This window comes from Acinetobacter sp. FY683, from assembly GCF_059515885.1.
The window spans coordinates 12,890-32,912 of the sequence record NZ_JCAKNA010000003.1; the positions used below are offsets into that span (position 1 = coordinate 12,890).

22 protein-coding genes and 3 tRNA genes are annotated in these 20,023 nt (G+C 37.1%); 9 read left to right on the top strand and 16 right to left on the bottom strand.

Features of this window, described 5'->3' with window-relative positions:
• Positions 1–83: 83 nt before the first annotated feature.
• A complete protein-coding gene (locus AC5YDH_RS01995; RefSeq protein ID WP_496116611.1) occupies positions 84–1,469 on the top strand; it encodes a diguanylate cyclase in 1,386 nt (461 codons plus the stop codon).
• A gap of 9 nt (positions 1,470–1,478) precedes the next feature.
• Here the strand turns inward: AC5YDH_RS01995 and AC5YDH_RS02000 are convergent, their stop codons facing one another.
• The 7 genes from AC5YDH_RS02000 to AC5YDH_RS02030 all read right to left on the bottom strand — a co-directional run bounded on the left by AC5YDH_RS02000 (position 1,479) and on the right by AC5YDH_RS02030 (position 7,181).
• A complete protein-coding gene (locus tag AC5YDH_RS02000; RefSeq protein ID WP_496116613.1) occupies positions 1,479–1,838 on the bottom strand; it encodes a cupin domain-containing protein in 360 nt (119 codons plus the stop codon).
• Between the two features lie 82 nt (positions 1,839–1,920).
• Complete coding sequence (folE, locus tag AC5YDH_RS02005; RefSeq protein WP_496116786.1) at positions 1,921–2,469, bottom strand: GTP cyclohydrolase I FolE; 549 nt, start codon at positions 2,467–2,469, stop codon at positions 1,921–1,923.
• A gap of 93 nt (positions 2,470–2,562) precedes the next feature.
• On the bottom strand, positions 2,563–3,249 hold the full coding sequence (locus AC5YDH_RS02010) for a Smr/MutS family protein (RefSeq protein WP_496116614.1): 687 nt from the start codon (positions 3,247–3,249) through the stop codon (positions 2,563–2,565).
• A 198-nt stretch (positions 3,250–3,447) separates the two neighbouring features.
• The gene (locus tag AC5YDH_RS02015; protein WP_496116615.1) at positions 3,448–4,545 is read right to left on the bottom strand and encodes a calcium:cation antiporter; all 1,098 of its coding nucleotides are present in this window, start codon (positions 4,543–4,545) and stop codon (positions 3,448–3,450) included.
• Positions 4,546–4,709: 164 nt separating this feature from the next.
• Positions 4,710–5,516 (bottom strand): indole-3-glycerol phosphate synthase TrpC, encoded by an 807-nt coding sequence (trpC, locus tag AC5YDH_RS02020; RefSeq protein ID WP_496116616.1) that lies wholly within the window; start codon positions 5,514–5,516, stop codon positions 4,710–4,712.
• A gap of 18 nt (positions 5,517–5,534) precedes the next feature.
• Complete coding sequence (trpD, locus tag AC5YDH_RS02025) at positions 5,535–6,581, bottom strand: anthranilate phosphoribosyltransferase (RefSeq protein WP_496116617.1); 1,047 nt, start codon at positions 6,579–6,581, stop codon at positions 5,535–5,537.
• 15 nt (positions 6,582–6,596) lie between these two features.
• Positions 6,597–7,181: an anthranilate synthase component II gene (locus AC5YDH_RS02030; protein WP_496116619.1), complete on the bottom strand. Its 585-nt coding sequence runs from the start codon at positions 7,179–7,181 to the stop codon at positions 6,597–6,599.
• A gap of 461 nt (positions 7,182–7,642) precedes the next feature.
• Here AC5YDH_RS02030 and AC5YDH_RS02035 point away from each other — a divergent pair, with 461 nt between their 5' ends.
• The 6 genes from AC5YDH_RS02035 to AC5YDH_RS02060 all read left to right on the top strand — a co-directional run bounded on the left by AC5YDH_RS02035 (position 7,643) and on the right by AC5YDH_RS02060 (position 11,718).
• The gene (locus AC5YDH_RS02035) at positions 7,643–7,774 is read left to right on the top strand and encodes a hypothetical protein (protein WP_496116620.1); all 132 of its coding nucleotides are present in this window, start codon (positions 7,643–7,645) and stop codon (positions 7,772–7,774) included.
• A gap of 56 nt (positions 7,775–7,830) precedes the next feature.
• Entirely contained in the window at positions 7,831–9,246 is a 1,416-nt protein-coding gene (gene glnA / locus AC5YDH_RS02040) for a type I glutamate--ammonia ligase (protein WP_496116621.1), read from the top strand.
• Positions 9,247–9,339: 93 nt separating this feature from the next.
• Positions 9,340–9,618, top strand: a complete 279-nt coding sequence (locus AC5YDH_RS02045) for a hypothetical protein (RefSeq protein WP_496116623.1) — start codon at positions 9,340–9,342, stop codon at positions 9,616–9,618.
• A gap of 370 nt (positions 9,619–9,988) precedes the next feature.
• On the top strand, positions 9,989–10,480 hold the full coding sequence (locus AC5YDH_RS02050; protein ID WP_496116624.1) for a chorismate--pyruvate lyase family protein: 492 nt from the start codon (positions 9,989–9,991) through the stop codon (positions 10,478–10,480).
• A 9-nt stretch (positions 10,481–10,489) separates the two neighbouring features.
• Positions 10,490–11,368 (top strand): 4-hydroxybenzoate octaprenyltransferase, encoded by an 879-nt coding sequence (gene ubiA / locus AC5YDH_RS02055; protein WP_496116625.1) that lies wholly within the window; start codon positions 10,490–10,492, stop codon positions 11,366–11,368.
• A 119-nt stretch (positions 11,369–11,487) separates the two neighbouring features.
• Positions 11,488–11,718, top strand: coding sequence for a hypothetical protein (locus AC5YDH_RS02060; protein ID WP_496116626.1), 231 nt, complete (start codon positions 11,488–11,490; stop codon positions 11,716–11,718).
• Positions 11,719–11,781: 63 nt separating this feature from the next.
• Here AC5YDH_RS02060 and AC5YDH_RS02065 read toward each other — a convergent pair whose 3' ends face one another.
• The 7 genes from AC5YDH_RS02065 to AC5YDH_RS02095 all read right to left on the bottom strand — a co-directional run bounded on the left by AC5YDH_RS02065 (position 11,782) and on the right by AC5YDH_RS02095 (position 15,278).
• A complete protein-coding gene (locus AC5YDH_RS02065) occupies positions 11,782–12,234 on the bottom strand; it encodes a DUF2726 domain-containing protein (protein ID WP_496116627.1) in 453 nt (150 codons plus the stop codon).
• 56 nt (positions 12,235–12,290) lie between these two features.
• Positions 12,291–12,366 (bottom strand) — tRNA-Asn (locus tag AC5YDH_RS02070).
• A 600-nt stretch (positions 12,367–12,966) separates the two neighbouring features.
• Positions 12,967–13,269 (bottom strand): hypothetical protein, encoded by a 303-nt coding sequence (locus AC5YDH_RS02075; RefSeq protein ID WP_496116628.1) that lies wholly within the window; start codon positions 13,267–13,269, stop codon positions 12,967–12,969.
• Positions 13,270–13,414: 145 nt separating this feature from the next.
• Positions 13,415–13,490: transfer RNA gene (locus tag AC5YDH_RS02080), tRNA-Asn, on the bottom strand.
• 5 nt (positions 13,491–13,495) lie between these two features.
• Positions 13,496–13,571, bottom strand: a tRNA-Asn gene (locus AC5YDH_RS02085).
• Between the two features lie 157 nt (positions 13,572–13,728).
• The gene (gene sodB / locus AC5YDH_RS02090) at positions 13,729–14,355 is read right to left on the bottom strand and encodes a superoxide dismutase SodB (RefSeq protein WP_496116629.1); all 627 of its coding nucleotides are present in this window, start codon (positions 14,353–14,355) and stop codon (positions 13,729–13,731) included.
• Positions 14,356–14,519: 164 nt separating this feature from the next.
• Positions 14,520–15,278: a Nif3-like dinuclear metal center hexameric protein gene (locus AC5YDH_RS02095; RefSeq protein WP_496116630.1), complete on the bottom strand. Its 759-nt coding sequence runs from the start codon at positions 15,276–15,278 to the stop codon at positions 14,520–14,522.
• A 169-nt stretch (positions 15,279–15,447) separates the two neighbouring features.
• On the opposite strand from AC5YDH_RS02095, the gene AC5YDH_RS02100 reads away from it, so the two are divergent.
• Positions 15,448–16,632: a S1C family serine protease gene (locus AC5YDH_RS02100; protein ID WP_496116631.1), complete on the top strand. Its 1,185-nt coding sequence runs from the start codon at positions 15,448–15,450 to the stop codon at positions 16,630–16,632.
• Between the two features lie 90 nt (positions 16,633–16,722).
• Positions 16,723–17,418, top strand: a complete 696-nt coding sequence (locus AC5YDH_RS02105; RefSeq protein ID WP_496116787.1) for an aspartate/glutamate racemase family protein — start codon at positions 16,723–16,725, stop codon at positions 17,416–17,418.
• Positions 17,419–17,463: 45 nt separating this feature from the next.
• Here AC5YDH_RS02105 and AC5YDH_RS02110 read toward each other — a convergent pair whose 3' ends face one another.
• Together AC5YDH_RS02110 and radA are read right to left on the bottom strand one after the other, a co-directional pair.
• Positions 17,464–18,444 carry a Tim44 domain-containing protein gene (locus AC5YDH_RS02110; protein WP_496116632.1) on the bottom strand — a complete coding sequence of 327 codons (981 nt, stop codon included), beginning with the start codon at positions 18,442–18,444 and terminating at the stop codon, positions 17,464–17,466.
• Between the two features lie 119 nt (positions 18,445–18,563).
• Positions 18,564–19,949, bottom strand: coding sequence for a DNA repair protein RadA (gene radA, locus AC5YDH_RS02115; RefSeq protein ID WP_496116633.1), 1,386 nt, complete (start codon positions 19,947–19,949; stop codon positions 18,564–18,566).
• Between the last annotated feature and the right edge of the window lie 74 nt (positions 19,950–20,023).

A 20,023-nucleotide genomic window follows, 5' to 3' on the forward strand; every position in this document is an offset into this window, starting at 1 on the left:
GGTAATGAGAAGCAAAAGATATTCTAAAGTTGAGCGAATAATTCGCCGTATTTATTAATTTTTTTGATCTGGGGTAACGGTCAATGAATAGCGAAATTTTAAATGACTTGACTGTACAGTGGAAAAGTTTATGTAAAAGCTATGATGCATCAGATGTATTAGACGCATTTCATTTTATACAACAGCATGCTTCAACCTTAGTTTATGAGTTTTATAAAAAAATGCTGGATGAAAAAGAATCGGCAGAGTTTTTTTCTGATGATTTAATTCAGCAACGATTACAAAACACTTTGCACCAATGGTTATTGGAAAGCTTTGGTGTTGCAATCAATCAAAACTATAAAGAAGCTGTTGAAAAGCAGAAGCTTGTTGGGCATGTACATGCACGTGTGGGTATTCCATCTTGGTTGATTATTCGTGGTGTGCGTGAAATTGAAAAGAAAATTTTTGAAATAGCTTCAAAACAATATACCAAAGATAATGCTTTATCATTGATTGGTTATATTGTGGAGCTATTGAGCTTTTCAACAGAAATTATGTGTCGCTCTTATGAAGAAAAAACAGAAGTTCATCAGGAGGCTAAGCATAGTTATCGGTTATTTTCTGCCATGCAAGATGTTTCTGTTCAGAAGGATAAGCAACGTAGTAGCTTGTTAGATTGGGAAAATGAGTTAATTTTTAAAGCATTTTCACTGCCTGAAAATATCTTTCATTCGCTTTTGTCAAAATCTGAATTTGGTTTGTGGTTTGTTCATAAAGCATCTTATGCCTTTACAGGTTCAGAGCAAGTTAAAGTCATCATCAATATTATTAGTGAGATTGATGAGTTGGTTGAAGATATTAGAAACTCTGAAGATAAAGCCAGTATTTATCAATATATTCAAGATATTCGTCAAAAAAACCGAGAAATTCAGCATTTGTTAGATCAGCTTTTTCAAGTTTCTGATTATATTGAAATGGGTAATGATTCATTGACGAAGTTGTTGAATCGTCGCTATTTAGATACCGTTGTTTCTCGAGAAATTGAGCTTGCACGTAAAAACCATACTCCATTATGTTTGTTGGCAATTGATGCTGATTATTTCAAATTGGTGAATGATCGCTTTGGTCATACAGCAGGTGATACCGCCCTGAAATATATTGCCGACACATTAATGAAATACAGTAAAGGAAGTGATTACGCATTTAGAGTTGGCGGAGAGGAGTTTTTAGTATTACTTGTAGATACAGATATAACGCGCTCTAAGGTCATTGCGGAAAGTATTCGCCAAAGTATTGAAGCATCTGTTTTATATGCAGCAGATAATGTGCCCTTTACCTTCACTGTCAGTATCGGGATACAGCCTTATGCAGGACATTTAGACTATCAGAAATTTTTAGATGCTGCAGACCATAGTCTGTATGCAGCGAAAAACTTAGGGCGTAATCGAGTTTTTGTATCGCAGGTTGAACTTAACGAGCTTTGTTAATGTTGGGGCTTATGCCTCAACCACTACATAGTACTTTTTAACTTTTTCAACGACTTCAAAAATACCTTTGAACGATGGTGGAATAACTCCAGCCTCGCCAACGGTAATTTCTACATATTGACCGGTTTCAGCATCATGCAAACGAACAAGGCCTTCAATGATTTGAAAGAACTCTTGTTTGTTTGCTGAAAATACGATATTCCAAGCACCTACTTCACATTCCCAAATTCCACAGTTCATATTTGGATGATTGTATAATTCAGTGGTTAAGCGTTTAGGGTTGCCTTTAACAAGACGGTCGGGACGTGGATAGTCAACCGTGATTTCATTTTGAGTTAAACCTTGTCCTGCTAAGAATATTGAAGGCATTGCATTTGATCCTTAGATCATTCATTGAGTGATCGTAAAATTTTAGCAAAAAAAATGCCTCAACATGTGAGGCATTTAAATCTTAATAACTTTCAGGTACAGCACTTAAGAATTCGCGGCGATCTTCTTTATTGGTTTTGAAATCACCTAAGAAAGAAACCGTACGAGTTGTAGATTCTTGTTTGCCTACACCGCGCATCATCATACACATGTGAGCAGAGTCAATAACAACGGCAACACCACGTGCACCAGTAACTTCTTGAACTGCTTCAGCAATTTGTTGTGTTAGGTTTTCTTGAATTTGTAAGCGGCGTGCGAACATTTCTGTAATACGTGCAAACTTAGATAAGCCTAAAACATTACCTTCAGGTAAATAGGCAATATGAACACGACCATGAAATGGTAATAAGTGATGTTCACATAAAGAATAGAATTCGATATTTTTTACAAGCACCATGTCACGGTTATCTGATGGAAAAACCGCATTATTGGTTACTTCTTCTAGAGTTTTTTGATAGCCAGATGTTAAGTATGAAAAAGCTTTAGCAGCACGCGCAGGCGTATCTTTTAGACCGGGGCGATCTAAGTCTTCGCCAATAGAGGTTAGGATATTTGCGTAGTTTTGCTGCATAGTCATAAACGTGTTCACTTTGACATGATGTTGAACAAGGTCGGCATTGTAGCAGAAAACTATAGCAATGCCTTATTTTAGGGGAAAATCAGATTATTGTTTAAACTTTGGGTTCTTTTCAGCACGTTTAAGCAAAACTAAAACAGCGCCTGTCCCCCCTTGTTTTTCAGGTGCACTCACAAAAGCAAGAACATCTCTGTGTTGACGGAGCCAACTATTTACATGGGTTTTTAAAATAGCTTCAGGACCTTTACCATGCACAATTTTAAGTACATTTTGGTTTTCATCTTTCGCAATTTGAATAATTTGTAGAACAGCAGTACGAGCTTCTTCAATGGTGCAACCATGTAAATCGACCGCTTCAAACCAACGTAAATTGCCAGCCTTTAAATCTTCAAAAACTTTATGCTGTAATGTAGCAATGCGATAACTAAGCGTTGCTTGGCTTGCAACTGGATTGAGCATGGCATGAGTATCTGAAAGTTCAGCATCGTTTGTTTCTAGACCGCCTTCGGCAGCAGCACGTTTTGCCAGTATTTGAGCGTTTGGTTTTTTTGTTTTTGATTTTTCAATTTTCGCAATGTTGCTTGTCTCCATTTTTTGGACACCTTGCATTTGTTTGCGAAATAATTCGATATCGTCTTCAGGCTCGGGTTGAACTTGCGCTTTTTCCTCAGCAGCTTTTTTAATTGCTGTTGAATGAGGATTGGTGATTTGCTTTTTAAAGGCTTTCAGTAGATTGAATTGGTCTTTAGAAAGGGAAGAATCATGTTTACTCATAGTATTAGGAAATAAGCAGATTAGCTGAAAGATAGGTGATTATAGTCGTAATTTGTTGAGATTTGAACTGAATGATAATGAGAAGATTTTTGAAGACAGAAATGAAAAATATGTTGTTTTAAAAAAATAAAAGCTCCTAAAGAAGATACATACAGCTTTTATATCATTGTTTAGGAGCTAAAATAATTTATAAGATTTCTATGGCACAAAACTCATAAATAAATAAGTAATAAAGATTAATACATGAATAATACCTGGCAATATTGTCGTGCTTCCTGTGCGTAAAGAATTAGAAACAACAAATAATGATAGTACAAGCAATACAATAGATTTTGCATCCAGACCAAGTTCAATTGGCCAATCCATATAAACAGCCAAAATAGCAACAGCAGGAATAGTTAAACCAATACTTGCAATAGCAGAACCAATTGCAAGATTTAAACTCGATTGTAATCGATTGGCTTTTGCAGCACGCATAGCTGCACCAAATTCAGGTAAAAGAACAATTGCAGCAATGAGAATACCCAAAGTTGCAAGAGGGGCACCCGCTTTCCCTAAGAAGGCCTCTAAAGAAGGTGAAATTGCTTTTGCACTAAGTACAACCGCAATTAAAGAAACAATGAGTGAGAATAAGCTGATATATGTCGCTTTTAAACTTGGTTTATGACTATTATCTTTTGTGATTGGTTCTGGCTTAGAGGGATCAATAACAGGTAAAAAATATTCGCGATGCCCAATAGTTTGAAACAATGTAAATGCGGTAAAGAGAGCTAAAGTAATGAAAGAGACAAAGAGTAACTGCTTATGGGTGTAAATGCCCTCAATACCTGAGCTAGTCACATAGTTGGGTAAAATTAAAGAAAATACGATAATGACGGTCATTGTGCCAATTGCAGCTGTAACGCCTTCAAGATTAAAACCTTGAACTAAATGTTTTCGACCACCCACAATTAAGCTTAAACCAATAATGCCATTAAGAATGATCATAACTGCGGCAAAAATGGTATCTCGAGCTAGCCCCATTGCTTCTTCACCGCCTGATAGCATCATAGAAACAATGAGCGCTACTTCAATAATAGTGACAGATAAAGCAAGAACGAGTGTGCCAAAAGGCTCTCCGACTTTATGTGCAATCACTTCAGCATGATGTACTGCACAAATAACACTTGCGATTAGACCAATAGAAAGTAGAGCAACAATACCGAAAAATTGAGGTGAAACTAAACTTAAAGCAAGTACAGCTAAACTTAGCCAAGGAATATAAAGAGCCCATGCAGGGTTATGTTGATTTACCATGGTGATATCTATTATTAATGTCCATATTTTTAAATAAATTATCTTGTTTTTATGGAATATTTTGTTAAAAAATGTATATATTTTTAAATGTAACGCAGAGAGATTTATTAGAAATGTTTAAAAATAGTGCAAGCTCGGAATGCTAACATTCCGAGCTTTTTGTTTTATATAGAAGTCGGTATACCAAACAACTCTTTAAAAGCATGATCAGGACGAGCTTGCTTCATAAAACTTTCACCAACTAGGAAGGCGTGAATGTCATTTTCTTGCATCATTGCAACGTCAGTAGGGGTTGCGATCCCACTTTCAGTGACCAATAAGCGTGATGGTTCAAGTAAAGCCTTTAAACGTAAAGATGTATTTAAATCGACATCAAATGTTTTAAGGTTGCGGTTATTTACACCTAATAAACAACGATCTGACAGGCGTAAAGCACGTTCAAGTTCATGTTCATCATGTACTTCTACTAGAACGTCTAAATTGTATTCAAATGCAGTTTTAGACATTTCTTCAAGCTGTTGATCGGACAAGCATGCCACAATCAACAAAATACAATCTGCATGTAAAGCACGTGCTTCAATCACACCGTAAGGGTCAATTAAAAAATCTTTACGTAGTGCGGGTAAAGCACAATTTGAGCGTGCAATTTGAATGTTTTCATCTGCACCTTGGAAAAAGTCTACATCGGTTAGTACAGATAAACATGCAGCGCCTGCATCTTCATATTGTTGTGCAATTTCAGCAGGATTAAAGTTTTCACGAATAATTCCTTTAGATGGCGATGCTTTTTTAATTTCAGCAATGACACCCGGGCGTTTACTTAGTAAAGATTGAGCAAAGCCACGGACAGGTGTGGCGGCTTGTGCCAGCTCTTCAACATCTTTATAGCTATGCTGTTTAAGGCGTAAGGCAAATTCTTCTTTTTTGCGATCAACAATTTTTCCTAAGATGGTATTTGCAATATCAACCATGATGATTTATCTCCTGTCTTAAGCTTCGTATTGTTTGAGCGTTTTGGTAAATTCTGACAAGATTTCCATTTTTTCGAGTGCTTGCCCACCATAAATAATGTCATGTGCTAATGCGACACCTTGTTTATAAGAGCTTGTTAAACCCGAAACATAAATACCAGCCCCAGCATTTAAAGCAATCATATTGGCAGCTTTGTCACCAATTTCAGTTTTCTTTTTACTTAAAGCTGCTTTAATTAAAGCTAAGCTTTCAGCAGGACTATCAATTGTTAAGCCTGTTAATGTTTGAGATTCAATGTCAACTTCTTCAGGAGTAATCATCCATTCGCTAACTTCGCCATCTTTAAGTTCTGCAACATAAGTTTGAGATGCTAGGCTAATTTCATCTAAACCATCTTTAGAGTGAACAACCATGACATGTTCAGCACCAAGTTGCTTTAAAACTTCAGCCATTGGGCGACAAAGTTCATTTGAAAATACGCCAATCACAAAGCGTTTTACACCAGCCGGATTCGTAAGCGGACCGAGTAAGTTAAAAATAGAGCGGAAACCAAGTTCCTTACGAGGAGCTGCCGCATATTTCATTGCTTTATGATGGTTTGGGGCAAATAAGAAGCCAACACCAATATCGCGGATACAGCGTTCAGTTTGTTCCATGTTTAGGGCAAGGCTAATTCCTGCTTGCTCGAGTAAGTCAGAAGAACCTGATTTACCTGAAACACCACGACCGCCATGTTTGGCAATATTTGCACCTGCTGCTGCAACAACAAATGCAGATGCAGTTGAAACGTTAAATAAGTTTTGACCGTCACCACCTGTACCCACAATGTCGACAAGGTAAGGCAGGTCACTGACATCAATTTTAGTCGCAAACTCACGCATTACACGTGCAGCTGCTGTCATTTCGTCAATGCTTTCGCCTTTTAGACGTAAGCCCATCATTAAAGCACCAATTTGTGCATCTGAAGCCTCACCATTCATGATGGTGCGCATCACATCTTCCATTTGCGGTTGAGTGAGGTGAATGTTTTTTGTGATATGGCTTAAAGCTTGTTGAATATCCATGTGTATAAAACTCAATTATGCGTAAATTTCTAAGAAGTTTTTAAAGATTTGATGACCATGTTCACTCAGAATAGATTCAGGATGGAACTGCACACCTTCAACAGGTAGTGTCTTATGTTTAACACCCATAATTTCTTCCATAGAACCATCTTCTTCATTGGTCCAGCAAGTTACTTCCAAACAGTCTGGCAATGTTGCTTGATCAATCACAAGTGAGTGATAGCGCGTTGCAGAAAAAGGAGAGGGTAAGTTGCTAAAAATGCCTGTATCACTGTGATACATGTCAGATAAACGACCATGCATAACACGTTTTGCACGTACAACATCACCACCGAAAGCTTGTCCAATACTTTGATGTCCTAAACACACACCAAGTAATGGAATTTTGCCAGCAAAATGCTGTATCGCAGGAATTGAAATACCTGCTTCAGATGGTGAGCAAGGACCAGGACCAATAACTAAGTATTTGGGTTGCCATCGCTCAATATCCTCCAATGTCACGGCATCATTACGTACTACTTTTACTTCTTGATTCAATTCGCCAAAATATTGAACGATGTTGTAAGTAAAAGAGTCATAGTTGTCGATCATTAAGAGCATGAGCTTAACCTATTGAAATTAACGCACATTTTGTGCTTTTATATTCGGAAAATACCTTTCTATGCATAATGGTAATTTGTAAAAAGCTTTAAATAACAAATTTTTGATTTAGCAGAGAAAGTGCCGAACATCATAGCAAAAAATAATCATTTCCTGCTGACTTATTTATATAACAATCTTTGTTAAAGCTTATGATTTGAATTGACTAAATAGTGAGTGCAATTTGAGGGAGGGGGAGGTACTTTTAAAATAAAGAAAACGACCCAAAATGATGCAATAAAATATTTCGATAAGTGTTTAATTATTCGTTGATAGGCAAGTAAGATTTTTTAATTTACCTTAAGTGTTTTAGATGAAAATATAAAAAACACTCAAAAATCCATCAGTTATTGTGAAATTAAAGCAATCAACGCACCAAATCAGTGCTATCAAAAAATCTTTTCAAACAAATGTGATGAAGTGTGGGTGAATATGGTGCATTTCCATTTTCAGACAGTATAATAGGCGCTAAGCCAAGCCCATATTGCATGTTTTCTGCTAAGGAATTCTGGATTTTGGCATTGGTTTTAAAAGTTGGTACGGTAATTGCTTAATACTAGTCAACTACTAACACGCACTTCAGAAGTGCAACAAAAAACATCGGAGCAAAATGAGCATGGCGAACAAGGTCCTTCAACTCATCCAAGAAAGTGGCGCAAAATGGGTCGATTTTCGCTTTACTGATACTAAGGGTAAAGAGCAACACGTAACTTACCCAGCAGATACAATTGACGAAGACACATTTGAAGACGGCAAAATGTTTGACGGCTCTTCAATTGCTGGTTGGAAAGGTATCGAAGCATCAGACATGATTTTACGTCCAGACGCTGAAACATGTTTCATCGATCCATTCTTCGCAGAGCCAACAGTAGTTGTGACTTGTGATGTAATTGAGCCTTCAACTGGTCAAGGTTATGACCGTGATCCACGTTCGATTGCTCGCCGTGCAGAAGAATATTTAAAATCTACAGGTATTGGTGATACTGCATTCTTTGGTCCAGAACCAGAATTCTTCGTATTTGACGAAGTGAAATGGGACATCGATATGTCTGGCGCGCGCCATACATTAATCGCTGAAGAAGCTGCTTGGTCTACAGGTAAAGACTATGAAGCTGGTAACTCTGGTCACCGTCCTCGTGTTAAAGGTGGTTACTTCCCAGTTCCTCCAGTAGATTCTTCACATGACATGCGTGCAGATATGTGTGCAAAAATTGAAGACATCATGGGTCCTGGTCGTGTAGAAGTGCATCACCATGAAGTTGCATCTTGCCAATTAGAAATTGGTGTGAGCTTCAACACTATGGTTCGTAAAGCGGACGAAGTTCAACAGTTTAAATATGCTGTTTGGAATGTTGCGCACCAATACGCTAAAACAGCTACGTTTATGCCTAAACCAATGGTTGGCGATAACGGTTCTGGTATGCATGTTCACATGTCTATCTCTAAAGATGGCAAGAACTTGTTTGCTGGTGATGAATATGCAGGCTTGTCAGAAATGGCGTTGTACTTCATTGGTGGTGTGATTAAACACGCTCGTTCATTGAATGCAATTACTAACCCTTCTACAAACTCGTACAAGCGTTTAGTTCCGCATTATGAAGCACCAATTATGCTTGCTTACTCAGCACGTAACCGTTCTGCTTCTATCCGTATTCCTTACGTTTCTAGCCCTAAAGGCAAACGTATTGAAGCTCGTTTCCCAGATCCAATGATGAACCCGTACTTAGGTTTTGCTGCATTGTTAATGGCTGGTCTTGATGGTATTCAAAACAAGATTCACCCAGGTGAAGCTGCTGACAAAAACTTGTACGATCTTCCTCCTGAAGAAGAAGCGAAAATCCCTACAGTTGCACACAGCCTTGATATGGCACTTGAAGCACTTCAAGCGGATCACGATTACCTTCTTAAAGGTGGCGTATTCACTAAAGAAATGCTTGATGCATATATCGAACTTAAGACTGAAGAAGTTCGTCGTTTGAACACGACTACTCACCCAGTTGAATTTGATATGTACTACAGCTTGTAATTCGTTCTCGAATTTCACTGTAAAAAACCCGCGCTTGTCGCGGGTTTTTTCTATATTGAGTTAATATAAGCAAAAGAGAATTGAGTTATTGTTATGGCGAAGCCACGTAAAAAGCATACAGGTTTTTTTCCTTGGAACGATCCTAAAGATCATGAGCAAGGTTTTAAATTGAACTTTTCTGAAGTGACTTATTTGGAGGTGGGTAGGACAGTGGAGGGATATAAGCAAGCGCAATTTATTGAGCTTAGAAATCCAGAATTAGCACTTGCATATAATTACCCTGAAACATTCTATTTGAGTGCTGAAGGATTTATTCTGCAAAAACTCCCAAATGGTCAATATGAAGTTATTGCTAAGTCAGATAATGCTTAAATGTGGCTTTTAAAACTAAGATTTAATCATAAGGATTTATTCTTCAAGATTAAATCTTTTTTAGGTTTTTGATTTTATTTAAGCGTTGCTGTGCTTTCCAATTAAATGCCCTTGATATTTCTTGTGTGCAATGCGTTTTTTACCTGCTAGGTACACTTGCAATTGAAAGTAAAAAGAGAAAAGCACAAGGTAATAAGCGCATATCAAGCTATCTAAGATATTTTATTGATCATATCGCATTTGAATAGATGAAAAGAGTGTAAAAAAGTAGTCTTATCTTTTGAAAGACAGAATATGTTCTACTATGTATATCAATAGAATCATATAATGATTTTTTAGATGGGTTTTAATATAAGAAGGCAGTGGAAATATGCGAAACAATCATGAATTTAATATACAGGATTCAAAAACTAATCCTGAGTTAAAAAAATGGTTGTATGCATCGGGTTCACTGACCCAGCAGCTCACCGATTTAGCAAATGGTCAGTTTCGTGTAGAACCAACACAAGAAAGTTTTGTACGTATGACACGTTTGGATGCAAAGTGGATGGATATGCCACATCAACATACATCATGGGTGCGTGAAAGCCTATTATTTGGCTCAGAAGAACAGCCATGGGTAAAAGCAAAAAGTATCTTTCCTATTTTAAGCCTACAAAAGAAAGCGCGAATTTTTCAACATATTGGTCGTAAACCAATCGGAATGTTTTTATTTGATCGAACAAATCCTAAATGTGAAAGACGAGTTATTTTGTTAGATGAAGGATGGACGCGTCAAAGTTGTTATACTTGGCATGATTGTAAATTTATTGTTCAAGAAACTTTTTTACCTGCCTTTGAGCAGTATATAAAGCAAGGTTAAGGGATATTTATGTCTGTCGCGCAACAGATCACTTGGCGTGAGCGCTTAGAAGCCTATTATTATTTGTGCCGTTTTGATAAGCCAATTGGTACAGAATTGGTGTTTTGGCCCACCATGTGGGCTTTATGGATAGCCAATCAAGGAATACCAAGTATTGGTATTTTAATTCCAATGATTTTGGGCACTATTTTTATGCGTGCAGCAGGATGTGCTATTAACGATTTTGCTGACCGAAAAGTTGATGCTCACGTAGAACGAACAAAAACACGTCCATTGGCAACAGGTATTATTAGCGCAAAAGAAGCAATTTATGTATTCTTGTTTTTGGTTGCAGCAAGTGCATGTATGTTGTTTTTCTTGCCTATAGAAACATTCTATTGCTCATTTGGCGCATTGTTCTTAGCCTTTATTTATCCATTTATGAAGCGCTATACACATTTGCCACAAGTCTTTTTAGGGGCTGCATTTTCGTGGTCTATTCCTATGGCATATACGGCTGTAGGGGCTGAATTAGGTTTAACCTGTTGGTTGCTTTATTTTGGTAATTTAGCTTGGACAGTGGCTTATGACACGCAATATGCCATTACAGACCGTGAATACGATTTAAAAATTGGGGTGAAATCTACCGCAATTTTATTTGGTAAATACGATATTGAAATTATTTCACTGCTTCAGTTACTTAGCATTGTTTTAATTGGCGCAGCTTTATATATTGAAAACTTACTTATTCCATTTGGTCTGATTGCTTTACTATGCGTAGCTGCCGATTTTATTTACCAATGGTCTAAAACTAAAGATAGAAATCCACAACTTTGCTTTTGGGCATTTAGACATAATAGATGGGTCGGGTTGATAATCTTTATTGGTATTGCTATCACTTTACTGTAAGCATTGTATAAGTACCATTTTTAAAATAAAAGCATTCTAAACAGGGTGCTTTTTTATTGAATCCTATTTTGTTTCAAGTATATTGAATGACCTTTTGTTCCTTGCATACTGGATTTTAAATGACGCAATCTACAAAGAAGCCAATTTCTAAAAAAATTTTATTTTTAGCAAGTTTAGGATTAATTATTCCTATATTTTTAGTTTCAATGGCATTTCTTGCGGCCAATAGTGATGCAAAGAATCAAGAAAAGTATAAACAGCAACGTGAAGAAATTATGAAAAAAGTGCAAGAAAGGGAAGCTAGAGAGCGTGCAGCTTCTGAAGCTTTAGCAACAAAGACAAATCCTTAATTTTATAAAATGTAGATCTATATTTAAAAAGTGACTTATATGTCGCTTTTTTATTTTTAAATATTAAGTGTGATTTAAAATATCACGTCTTAAACTTTGTGGGCTCGGGATATCTGTATAGCGATATACTTGATAACCTGCTTGTAACAGCATTTCATCGCGTTCAGCATCTTCTTTTTCTTTACCTATATGTGTTGGGTCATCTAGTTCAATAATTGCAATGACTTGCATTTTCTTATCTAAAATTACAAAGTCGGTTACTTTTCGATTGAACTTGGCACGAACTTTTATATTTTGATGGGTGATTAGCGCACTAAATGCGACTTGTGCAAGAATATGATATTCAGGAAAGCTTTGATTGAGTCGATTAAACATCTTACTTTCAAAGTTGGTAATGACTGGGCGAGGGTAATACTTTTGCGTTGGTTTTACATAACGCTGAACAATGAGGATAAATAAAGCCAAAGAGGCGATACATCCTATAAGGAAGAAAGTAAATTGAATTGATTCGAACACGGCAGGATCTTTAAGCAATAAAAAACCCACTTCGTAATGAGTGGGTTTTTAGAATTTGGCTCTCCAACCTGGGCTCGAACCAGGGACCTGCGGATTAACAGTCCGTCGCTCTACCGACTGAGCTATTGGAGAATCTGAAACGAATTCTATGGGGCAAATGCTATTAGGTCAAGCATGAATTATAAAAAACATGCTGTTTTTCAATTGAATGTTTTAAAAATAGGCATATTGTAGATGTGGGAGTGCGAATTCTTATTTGAGAGGAGACTCAATATGGAAAATAATTTTTGTTTTATTTGGATAATTAGGGTTGTTTAATTGCCATTATGTCAAATAGGTTGCTATGAAACCCATCTTTTAAACTCATTAGCTATGAAATCATAAGCATCACTTTCTTTTTTCGAAGAAAATATTAGTTTCGGTTTATCCCTTGCGGTGTAATAAATACACCAATCAGTTTTATGTTTTAAAATACTAAAACATTCTGATTTCTTAATTTCATCAAAAGAGTAACTGCTGTGATGAATTCCTGGATGTTCTAGTCATTTAATAAGTTCATTTCTAGTCATTAGAATACTCTGAATTATTTAATTTGCCTAAAATCAACATAATAGACGTTAGACGAAATGCTTTTGTATTTTTGTATAAATCATAAAGTTATTGTGTATTAAAAATCCAAAGCATTTCCGATCGTACTTTTTTATTATCCATGTTTCATATATCTGAGAAATTTTAACTCGATTTAATAGCCTGAATGTAATACTCGCGTGGTTTGGTTGGATTTACTGTTCTACATTCATTAATGAGTTTTACCATGTCTTGCTGGTTTAAATTCGATGTTAATTTTTGCTGAATAGAAGTTAGTAGCGTTTTATGCTCAGTTTTTAAATCACGTGTGCATTGGTAAAGGCGTTCATACATTAGGGCAGAGGCTTGCTTATTATTTTCAGTTTTCTGCGAGCATTGAAAAATTGCAAAAATAACCGTAATTACAATTGACCATAAAATAAGAGATTTTAACCAAGGTGTGTCCATAAATTTTAATCATTCATTTTATTCATTATTTTTAAGATAGCGAAAAAACATGAAATGAACAATATACAGAGTTGTTGTGAGAAAAGTACCTAAATATAGAGATATAAAAAAGCCCAAGTCATCATGCTTGGGCTTTTTAGAATCTTGGCTCTTCCACCTGGGCTCGAACCAGGGACCTGCGGATTAACAGTCCGTCGCTCTACCGACTGAGCTATGGAAGAATAGATGGCTCTCCAACCTGGGCTCGAACCAGGGACCTGCGGATTAACAGTCCGTCGCTCTACCGACTGAGCTATTGGAGAATCTGATGCGGATTTTAGAGATGAAATGACAAGTCGTCAACCTGATAATGTAAAGAAATGAATTGTTTGCTTTATAAGTATTCGTTTATTGCTTAAAAAATAAAAAATCACCCAAATTGGGTGATTTTTTACACTAAAAATAAGAAATATTTAAATCTTATTTTTCAACGCCAGCAGCAAGACCTGCATATTTAGCGTTTGCATAATCCCAGTTTACAAGGCTTTCTAAGAAAGTTTTGATGTAGACAGGACGTGCGTTACGGAAATCGATGTAGTAAGCATGTTCCCAAACGTCAATTGTTAATACAGCAACTTTACCGTGAGCAAGTGGAGTATCCGCATTTGAAGTTTTAAGAATAGAAAGGTTGCCGTTTACTTCGTCAGCAACTAACCAAGCCCAACCTGAACCGAATTGAGTTGTTGCAGCAGCAGCAAACTCTTCAGCAAATTTTTCGTATGAACCGAAAGCTTCATCAATTTTAGCAGCTAAAGCGCCAGTTGCAGCACCACCGCCATTTTTAGCCATACAGTTCCAGTAGAACGTGTGGTTCCAAACTTGAGCAGCATTGTTGAAAACACCTGCTTTAGAAGCATCGCCAGCAGTAGCAGTGATGATTTCTTCTAAAGACTTACCTTCAAGGTCAGTACCTTTAACTAAGTTGTTTAAGTTAACAACATAAGTATTGTGGTGTTTGTCATGATGGAATTCTAAAGTTTCTTTGCTGATATGAGGAGCAAGATCTTCGTAACCATAAGGTAATGCTGGTAAAGTAATCGTAGTCATTTTTCAATTCCTTGCATTTTGCTGGGTTTTGACAGTTAGTGGTCTTATTGTAATAGATTCTTAGCTAAAATTGCGCATTGAGTACTAATAACAATAGCGAATAAAGCATAAATATATTTGAATAAGGATCGGGGGCTTGTAAAATTATTTGATAATCGTGCTTATTAAATTGGGTTATTCAATTCAAAATAGCTAAATTCGATATCAAATTGATCTGAAATTGCCTTTCCTAAACGTTGAACACCATAGCGCTCTGTAGCATGATGTCCGCAAGCATAGTAATGGACATTTAACTCTTTTGCTTCATAAAAAGTACGTTCACTCACTTCACCAGAAATGAATGCATCGCAGCCTTGTTCATAAGCTTTAGTAATATAGTCTTGTGCAGCACCTGTACAGAAACCCACTTTTTGGATGGTATTTCGTTCCGCATTTAGATGAATAGTATCGAACCCTAAACGCTCTGTTAAAAAGTTTTTAAAGCCTTCAGGTGTCATTGCTTGCTGTAAGTAGCCAATATTACCTATAGGATGGCGTTCGCTAGGATCAAGTTGTTCAATATTTTCTAGTTCAAGAATTTCTGCAATAGCTGCATTATTTCCTAAAGTGGGGTGTGAATCTAAAGGTAGATGATAGCCAACTAAAGAAATATCATTTTTAATTAAACTACGAATACGATTGCCGCGCATTCCTGTAATTGGATAAGCTTCACCTTTCCAAAAATAGCCATGATGTACTAAAAGCAAATCGGCTTTTTGAGCAATTGCAGCATCAATTGCATCTTGAGATGCAGTTACTGCACATAAAATTTTCTTTACTTCTTGAGCCCCTTCAATTTGAAGGCCGTTTGGTGCGTAATCTTTAAACTCAGAAGATTTTAAGGTGTTATTGCACCACTCAATAATGTCATTCAGCTTTGCCATAAGTTTATAACGCCTTAAAAATACATAATGTTCAACATACATTTTAAATTGTAACTAAAGCAAGACAAAACTATTGGGCTTTTTTATGTATCTAATTGTGTTTCGTCTTACAATAGGGCATAAATTACTTTAGTCATCAACGAATTAAAATATTTAAGAGGACAAAATCGTGCGCCGTACCTTTACTTGGTTACCATGGGTGTTACTTGTTGTTGTCATTTTGGGCTTTTTGGGTTGGCAGATTATGCAAAAACCAAAAGCACCTGTCGCTGCTGATGGGGTAAAAATGCCGGCAGAAAAAGTAGAACCACTGATTAATACAACACGTACGGGTGGTGTGGTTTCATATAATGCGGCAGTGAAAGTTGCTGCACCTGCAGTTGTAAATATTTTTACAACACAGAAAGTGAAACAGATCAATCATCCATTATTAGATGATCCTGCATTTCGTGAATTTTTTGGTAATGAATTACCCGATCAGCTTAAAGAAGGTTCTAATGAAAACAGTTTAGGATCGGGCGTTATTGTTCGTAAAGATGGTTATATTTTAACGAATAATCATGTGATATCTCAGGCTGATCAAATAGTTGTTGCATTACATGATGGTCGCCGTGCAATTGCTAAAGTCATTGGAACAGATCCTGAAACAGATTTAGCAGTCATTAAAATTGAATTAGATGATTTACCTGTATTGCCATTTAAATTAAGTGGTAACGAGGTAGGCGATGTTGTTCTCGCTATTGGTAATCCGTTTGGTGTAGGGCAAACCGTGACTCAAGGTATTATTTCTGCGACAGGTCGTTCAGATTTGGGCATTAATACTTACGAAGACTTTATTCAAACGGATGCAGCAATTAACCCTGGTAATTCAGGTGGTGCTTTAATTGATGTGGCGGGTAATTTAATTGGTGTAAATACTGCAATTTTTTCGCAATCTGGTGGTTCTATGGGGATTGGTTTTTCTATTCCCGCGAAAATTTGCCAACAAATTTTAAACTCGATTCTAAAAGATGGTCGTGTGGTTCGTGGTTGGTTGGGTATTAGTTTACTACCATCTCAGCCAGACGATATTTTGGTCTCTGAGCAAAAAGGTGTTGTTGTTGCCGATGTTTTAAGAGATGGACCGGCGGCGAGAGCTGGATTAAAACGTGGTGATATCATTATGAGTGTGAATGATGAAGCAATAACAACACCTTCGCATTTAATTAATTATGTTGCTCTTCAAGATCCAGCTAGTACGGTTTCAGTGGTTGTGCAACGTGGAGGGGAAAATATAACTTTATCTGTCGTGATTGGTGAGCGTAAATCACAAAATAGTAAAGATAAGCAGTTTATTCCACTTCCAAAACAGTAAATATTTTAAATCTCTATATTTGAATTTTAAAAAAGCTCCTAAGGGAGCTTTTTTATTAAAAGTGCAGAACAAAATAAGAAGGATTAGGTAATACGAAAAATTGGATTGATTGGTGGTATGAGTTGGGAATCATCAGACTTGTATTATCAAAAAATAAACAGATTAGTAAGTGATCGGTTAGGTGGTTTAAATTCGGCACACTTAATTTTATATAGTGTGAATTTTCAAGAAATTGAATGTATGCAATCACAAGATCAATGGGAGAAAGCGGGAGATTACTTAAAGAAAATTGCTCAAAAATTAGAATATATAGATGTGGATGCAATTGCTTTATGTACAAATACAATGCATTTGGTTGCCAGTGAAATATCGAATAATATTTCTATTCCATTTTTACATATTGCCGATGCTGTAGCAGATCAAATTAATAGTGTGGGTAAAAATAAGGTTTTATTGCTTGGTACTAAATTTACAATGCAAAAAGATTTTTATAAAAAGATGCTGAACTTAAAGGGGATTGATGTTGTCGTACCTCATTTACATCAGCAAGAAATAGTACATTCAATTATTTATGATGAGTTATGTCTAGGTCGAATATTGGAAGAATCGAAACAACAATATATTTCAATTATTAATGACTTTATTGAAGATGGGGTGCAGGGTGTTGTTTTAGGTTGTACTGAAATTGGCATGTTGTTGTCAAACGATGATGTATCTGTCCCTCTTTTTGATTCAACAGAAATACATGTCAATACAATAGTAGATTTCATGATAAATAGTAAATAAAAAAGCGAGCCCTAAAGCTCGCTTTTCAAAAGTTAATTTTATGAATTAACTTTCTTGTTGAATGCCTGCAACCAACCATTCTTCAGTTGAACCAGCAGGTTTTACAAAATGCCAAACTTCAGCAAATGGTTGTGGCAAGCTATTTAAATCTTCGCTTACAGTACCTGTGAAACGAACACTTACAACATGTTGTCCATTTTCAGTTGCAGAATCTGTCACCATTGCATTTAAGTTAGAAAACTCAGCTACATCTTGATCTTGGTTTGCCATAATGTCGTTATACATAGACTGGTAAAGATCAGGTGTTAAGTAGCGTTGAATTTCTGCGATATTGCTTGCTGTATTCATTGACTGAATATGGTTAAAACGCTGACGAGCAACACGTAAGAATGTTGCAGGTTCTGTACCATCAGGCAATTGACTACCACTATTTGTATACGCAGCACCAAATGGAGCATTATTTGTTGGCGCAGAACCACCTACGTTTTGACCAAAAATATTGCTGTTGTCATTTGATGGACGACCAGTAGATGGTGCTTGACCAAACGGTGCGTTGTTTGCACCGCTATTTGGTGCATACGGGTTGTTAGTTGCTAATTTTTTTTTTGCGCCCATCTTACGGAAAACGAAGAAGGCAGCAGCTGCAGCAAGTAGGATCCAAATCCAACTTGGAATGCCACCTTTTTCCTCTTCTTGTTGAGGAGCTACTTGAGCTTCAGAGGCAGCAGGAGCTTTATCATCTGCTAAAGCATTTGCAGCAACTGCACCAATTGCAGCACCAGCAACACCCGCTGCAACCATGCCACCAACACCTGGGCCTGATTTAGCAGGAGCAGTCGCTGGAGCAGCAGGCTGTTGAGCAGGAGTCGCTTGACGAGGTTGTTGGTAAGACTGAGAAGGCGCTGCTTGGCGGCTCATGCCATGACTTTTACCGCCACCTGCACGTTTTGCTTCTGCTGCTAAAGGTGCTACCAATAAAGCTGCTGTTAAAAAACCAGCAATCAAACCACGCTGTCGAACTTCCATTAAAGTTTCCTAATAAAATAATAAGTAATACATCTCTATTTATGCAGTCATTTTAGATGTTTTTCAACAATTAAAATCGAATAATTTTTAGATTGTTTGTAATTTAATCAATGTGGGTTTTACTCATCGTTTAAATTGATCGCTTCGGTAAGTGCTTCATGTAAGCGTGCAACCGAGATAACTTGTACACCAGGAATTGGTTTTTGTGGTGCATTACCTCTTGGTAAAATAATATATTTGAAGCCATGTTTTACTGCTTCTTTTAAGCGCTCTTGTCCATTTGGTACGGGTCTGATTTCACCCGATAATCCAACCTCACCAAATACAGCTAGTTGCTGAGGTAGTGCTTTTCCTCGCAAGCTTGATGCACATGCCAATAAAACGGCTAAGTCCGAGCCTGTTTCGGTAATTTTTAAACCACCAACCACGTTTACATAAACATCTTGTCCTGAGGTTTGCACACCGCCATGGCGATGCATCACTGCAAGTAGCATATTAAGACGGTTTTGTTCTAGACCGAGGGCAACTCGTCTTGGTTGACCGTGAGCATCATCAACTAAGGCTTGAACTTCAACCAAAAGAGGGCGAGTACCTTCACGGCTAATCATAACAATAGAGCCTGGAATGGCTTCATCATAACGACTTAAGAAAATGGCAGAAGGATTTGCAACCTCTTTAAGCCCTTTGTCTGTCATGCCAAAAACACCAAGTTCGTTTACGGCTCCAAAACGGTTTTTCACAGCACGAATCATACGGTAACGAGAATCCGACTGACCTTCAAAATATAAAACGCAATCGACCATGTGTTCCAAAACACGAGGTCCTGCAAGTGAGCCTTCTTTGGTTACATGACCCACAATAAATAAGGCTGTACCACTGTTTTTTGCAAAGCGCGTTAAAATTGCCGCAGACTCACGAATTTGAGATACACCGCCCGGAGCAGATTGTAAGGTTTCTGTATATAGCGTTTGAATAGAATCTAGAATGGCAACAGCAGGGCGTTCATGTGCTAAAACATCACAAATACGTTCAACACAAGTTTCAGCCATAACGCGAAGTCTATCTGTTGGTAAGTCTAAACGATTTGCACGTAAAGCGACTTGAGATAAAGATTCTTCACCTGTGACATATAAAGCTGAATTTTTTGCTGCTGCCATATAGGTTGCAGTTTGTAAAAGAATGGTCGATTTACCAATACCGGGGTCACCACCAATCAAAACGACAGAGCCTGTGACTAAACCACCACCTAATACTCGGTCAAATTCGCTAATACCTGTGGCTAAACGTGATTCATGAGAAACCGTAATTTGATTTAATGTAGTAACATTTGCTGCCTGACCAGCATAACCGCCACCCATTTTAGCTTGAGCTCGATGCGTAACAGCAGGTGCAATGCTTACTTCAGTTAAGCAATTCCATTCTCCACAGTCTGAACATTGACCTGCCCATTTAGGATGATCTGTACCACATTGCTCACAACGATAAACACTTTTCGCTTTTGCCATAATGAAGAAAATTATTGTTCGAAATTATTGAACAGCATAGCGGTGAATAGGGTTTAAAACCAAGTGTTTCGCAT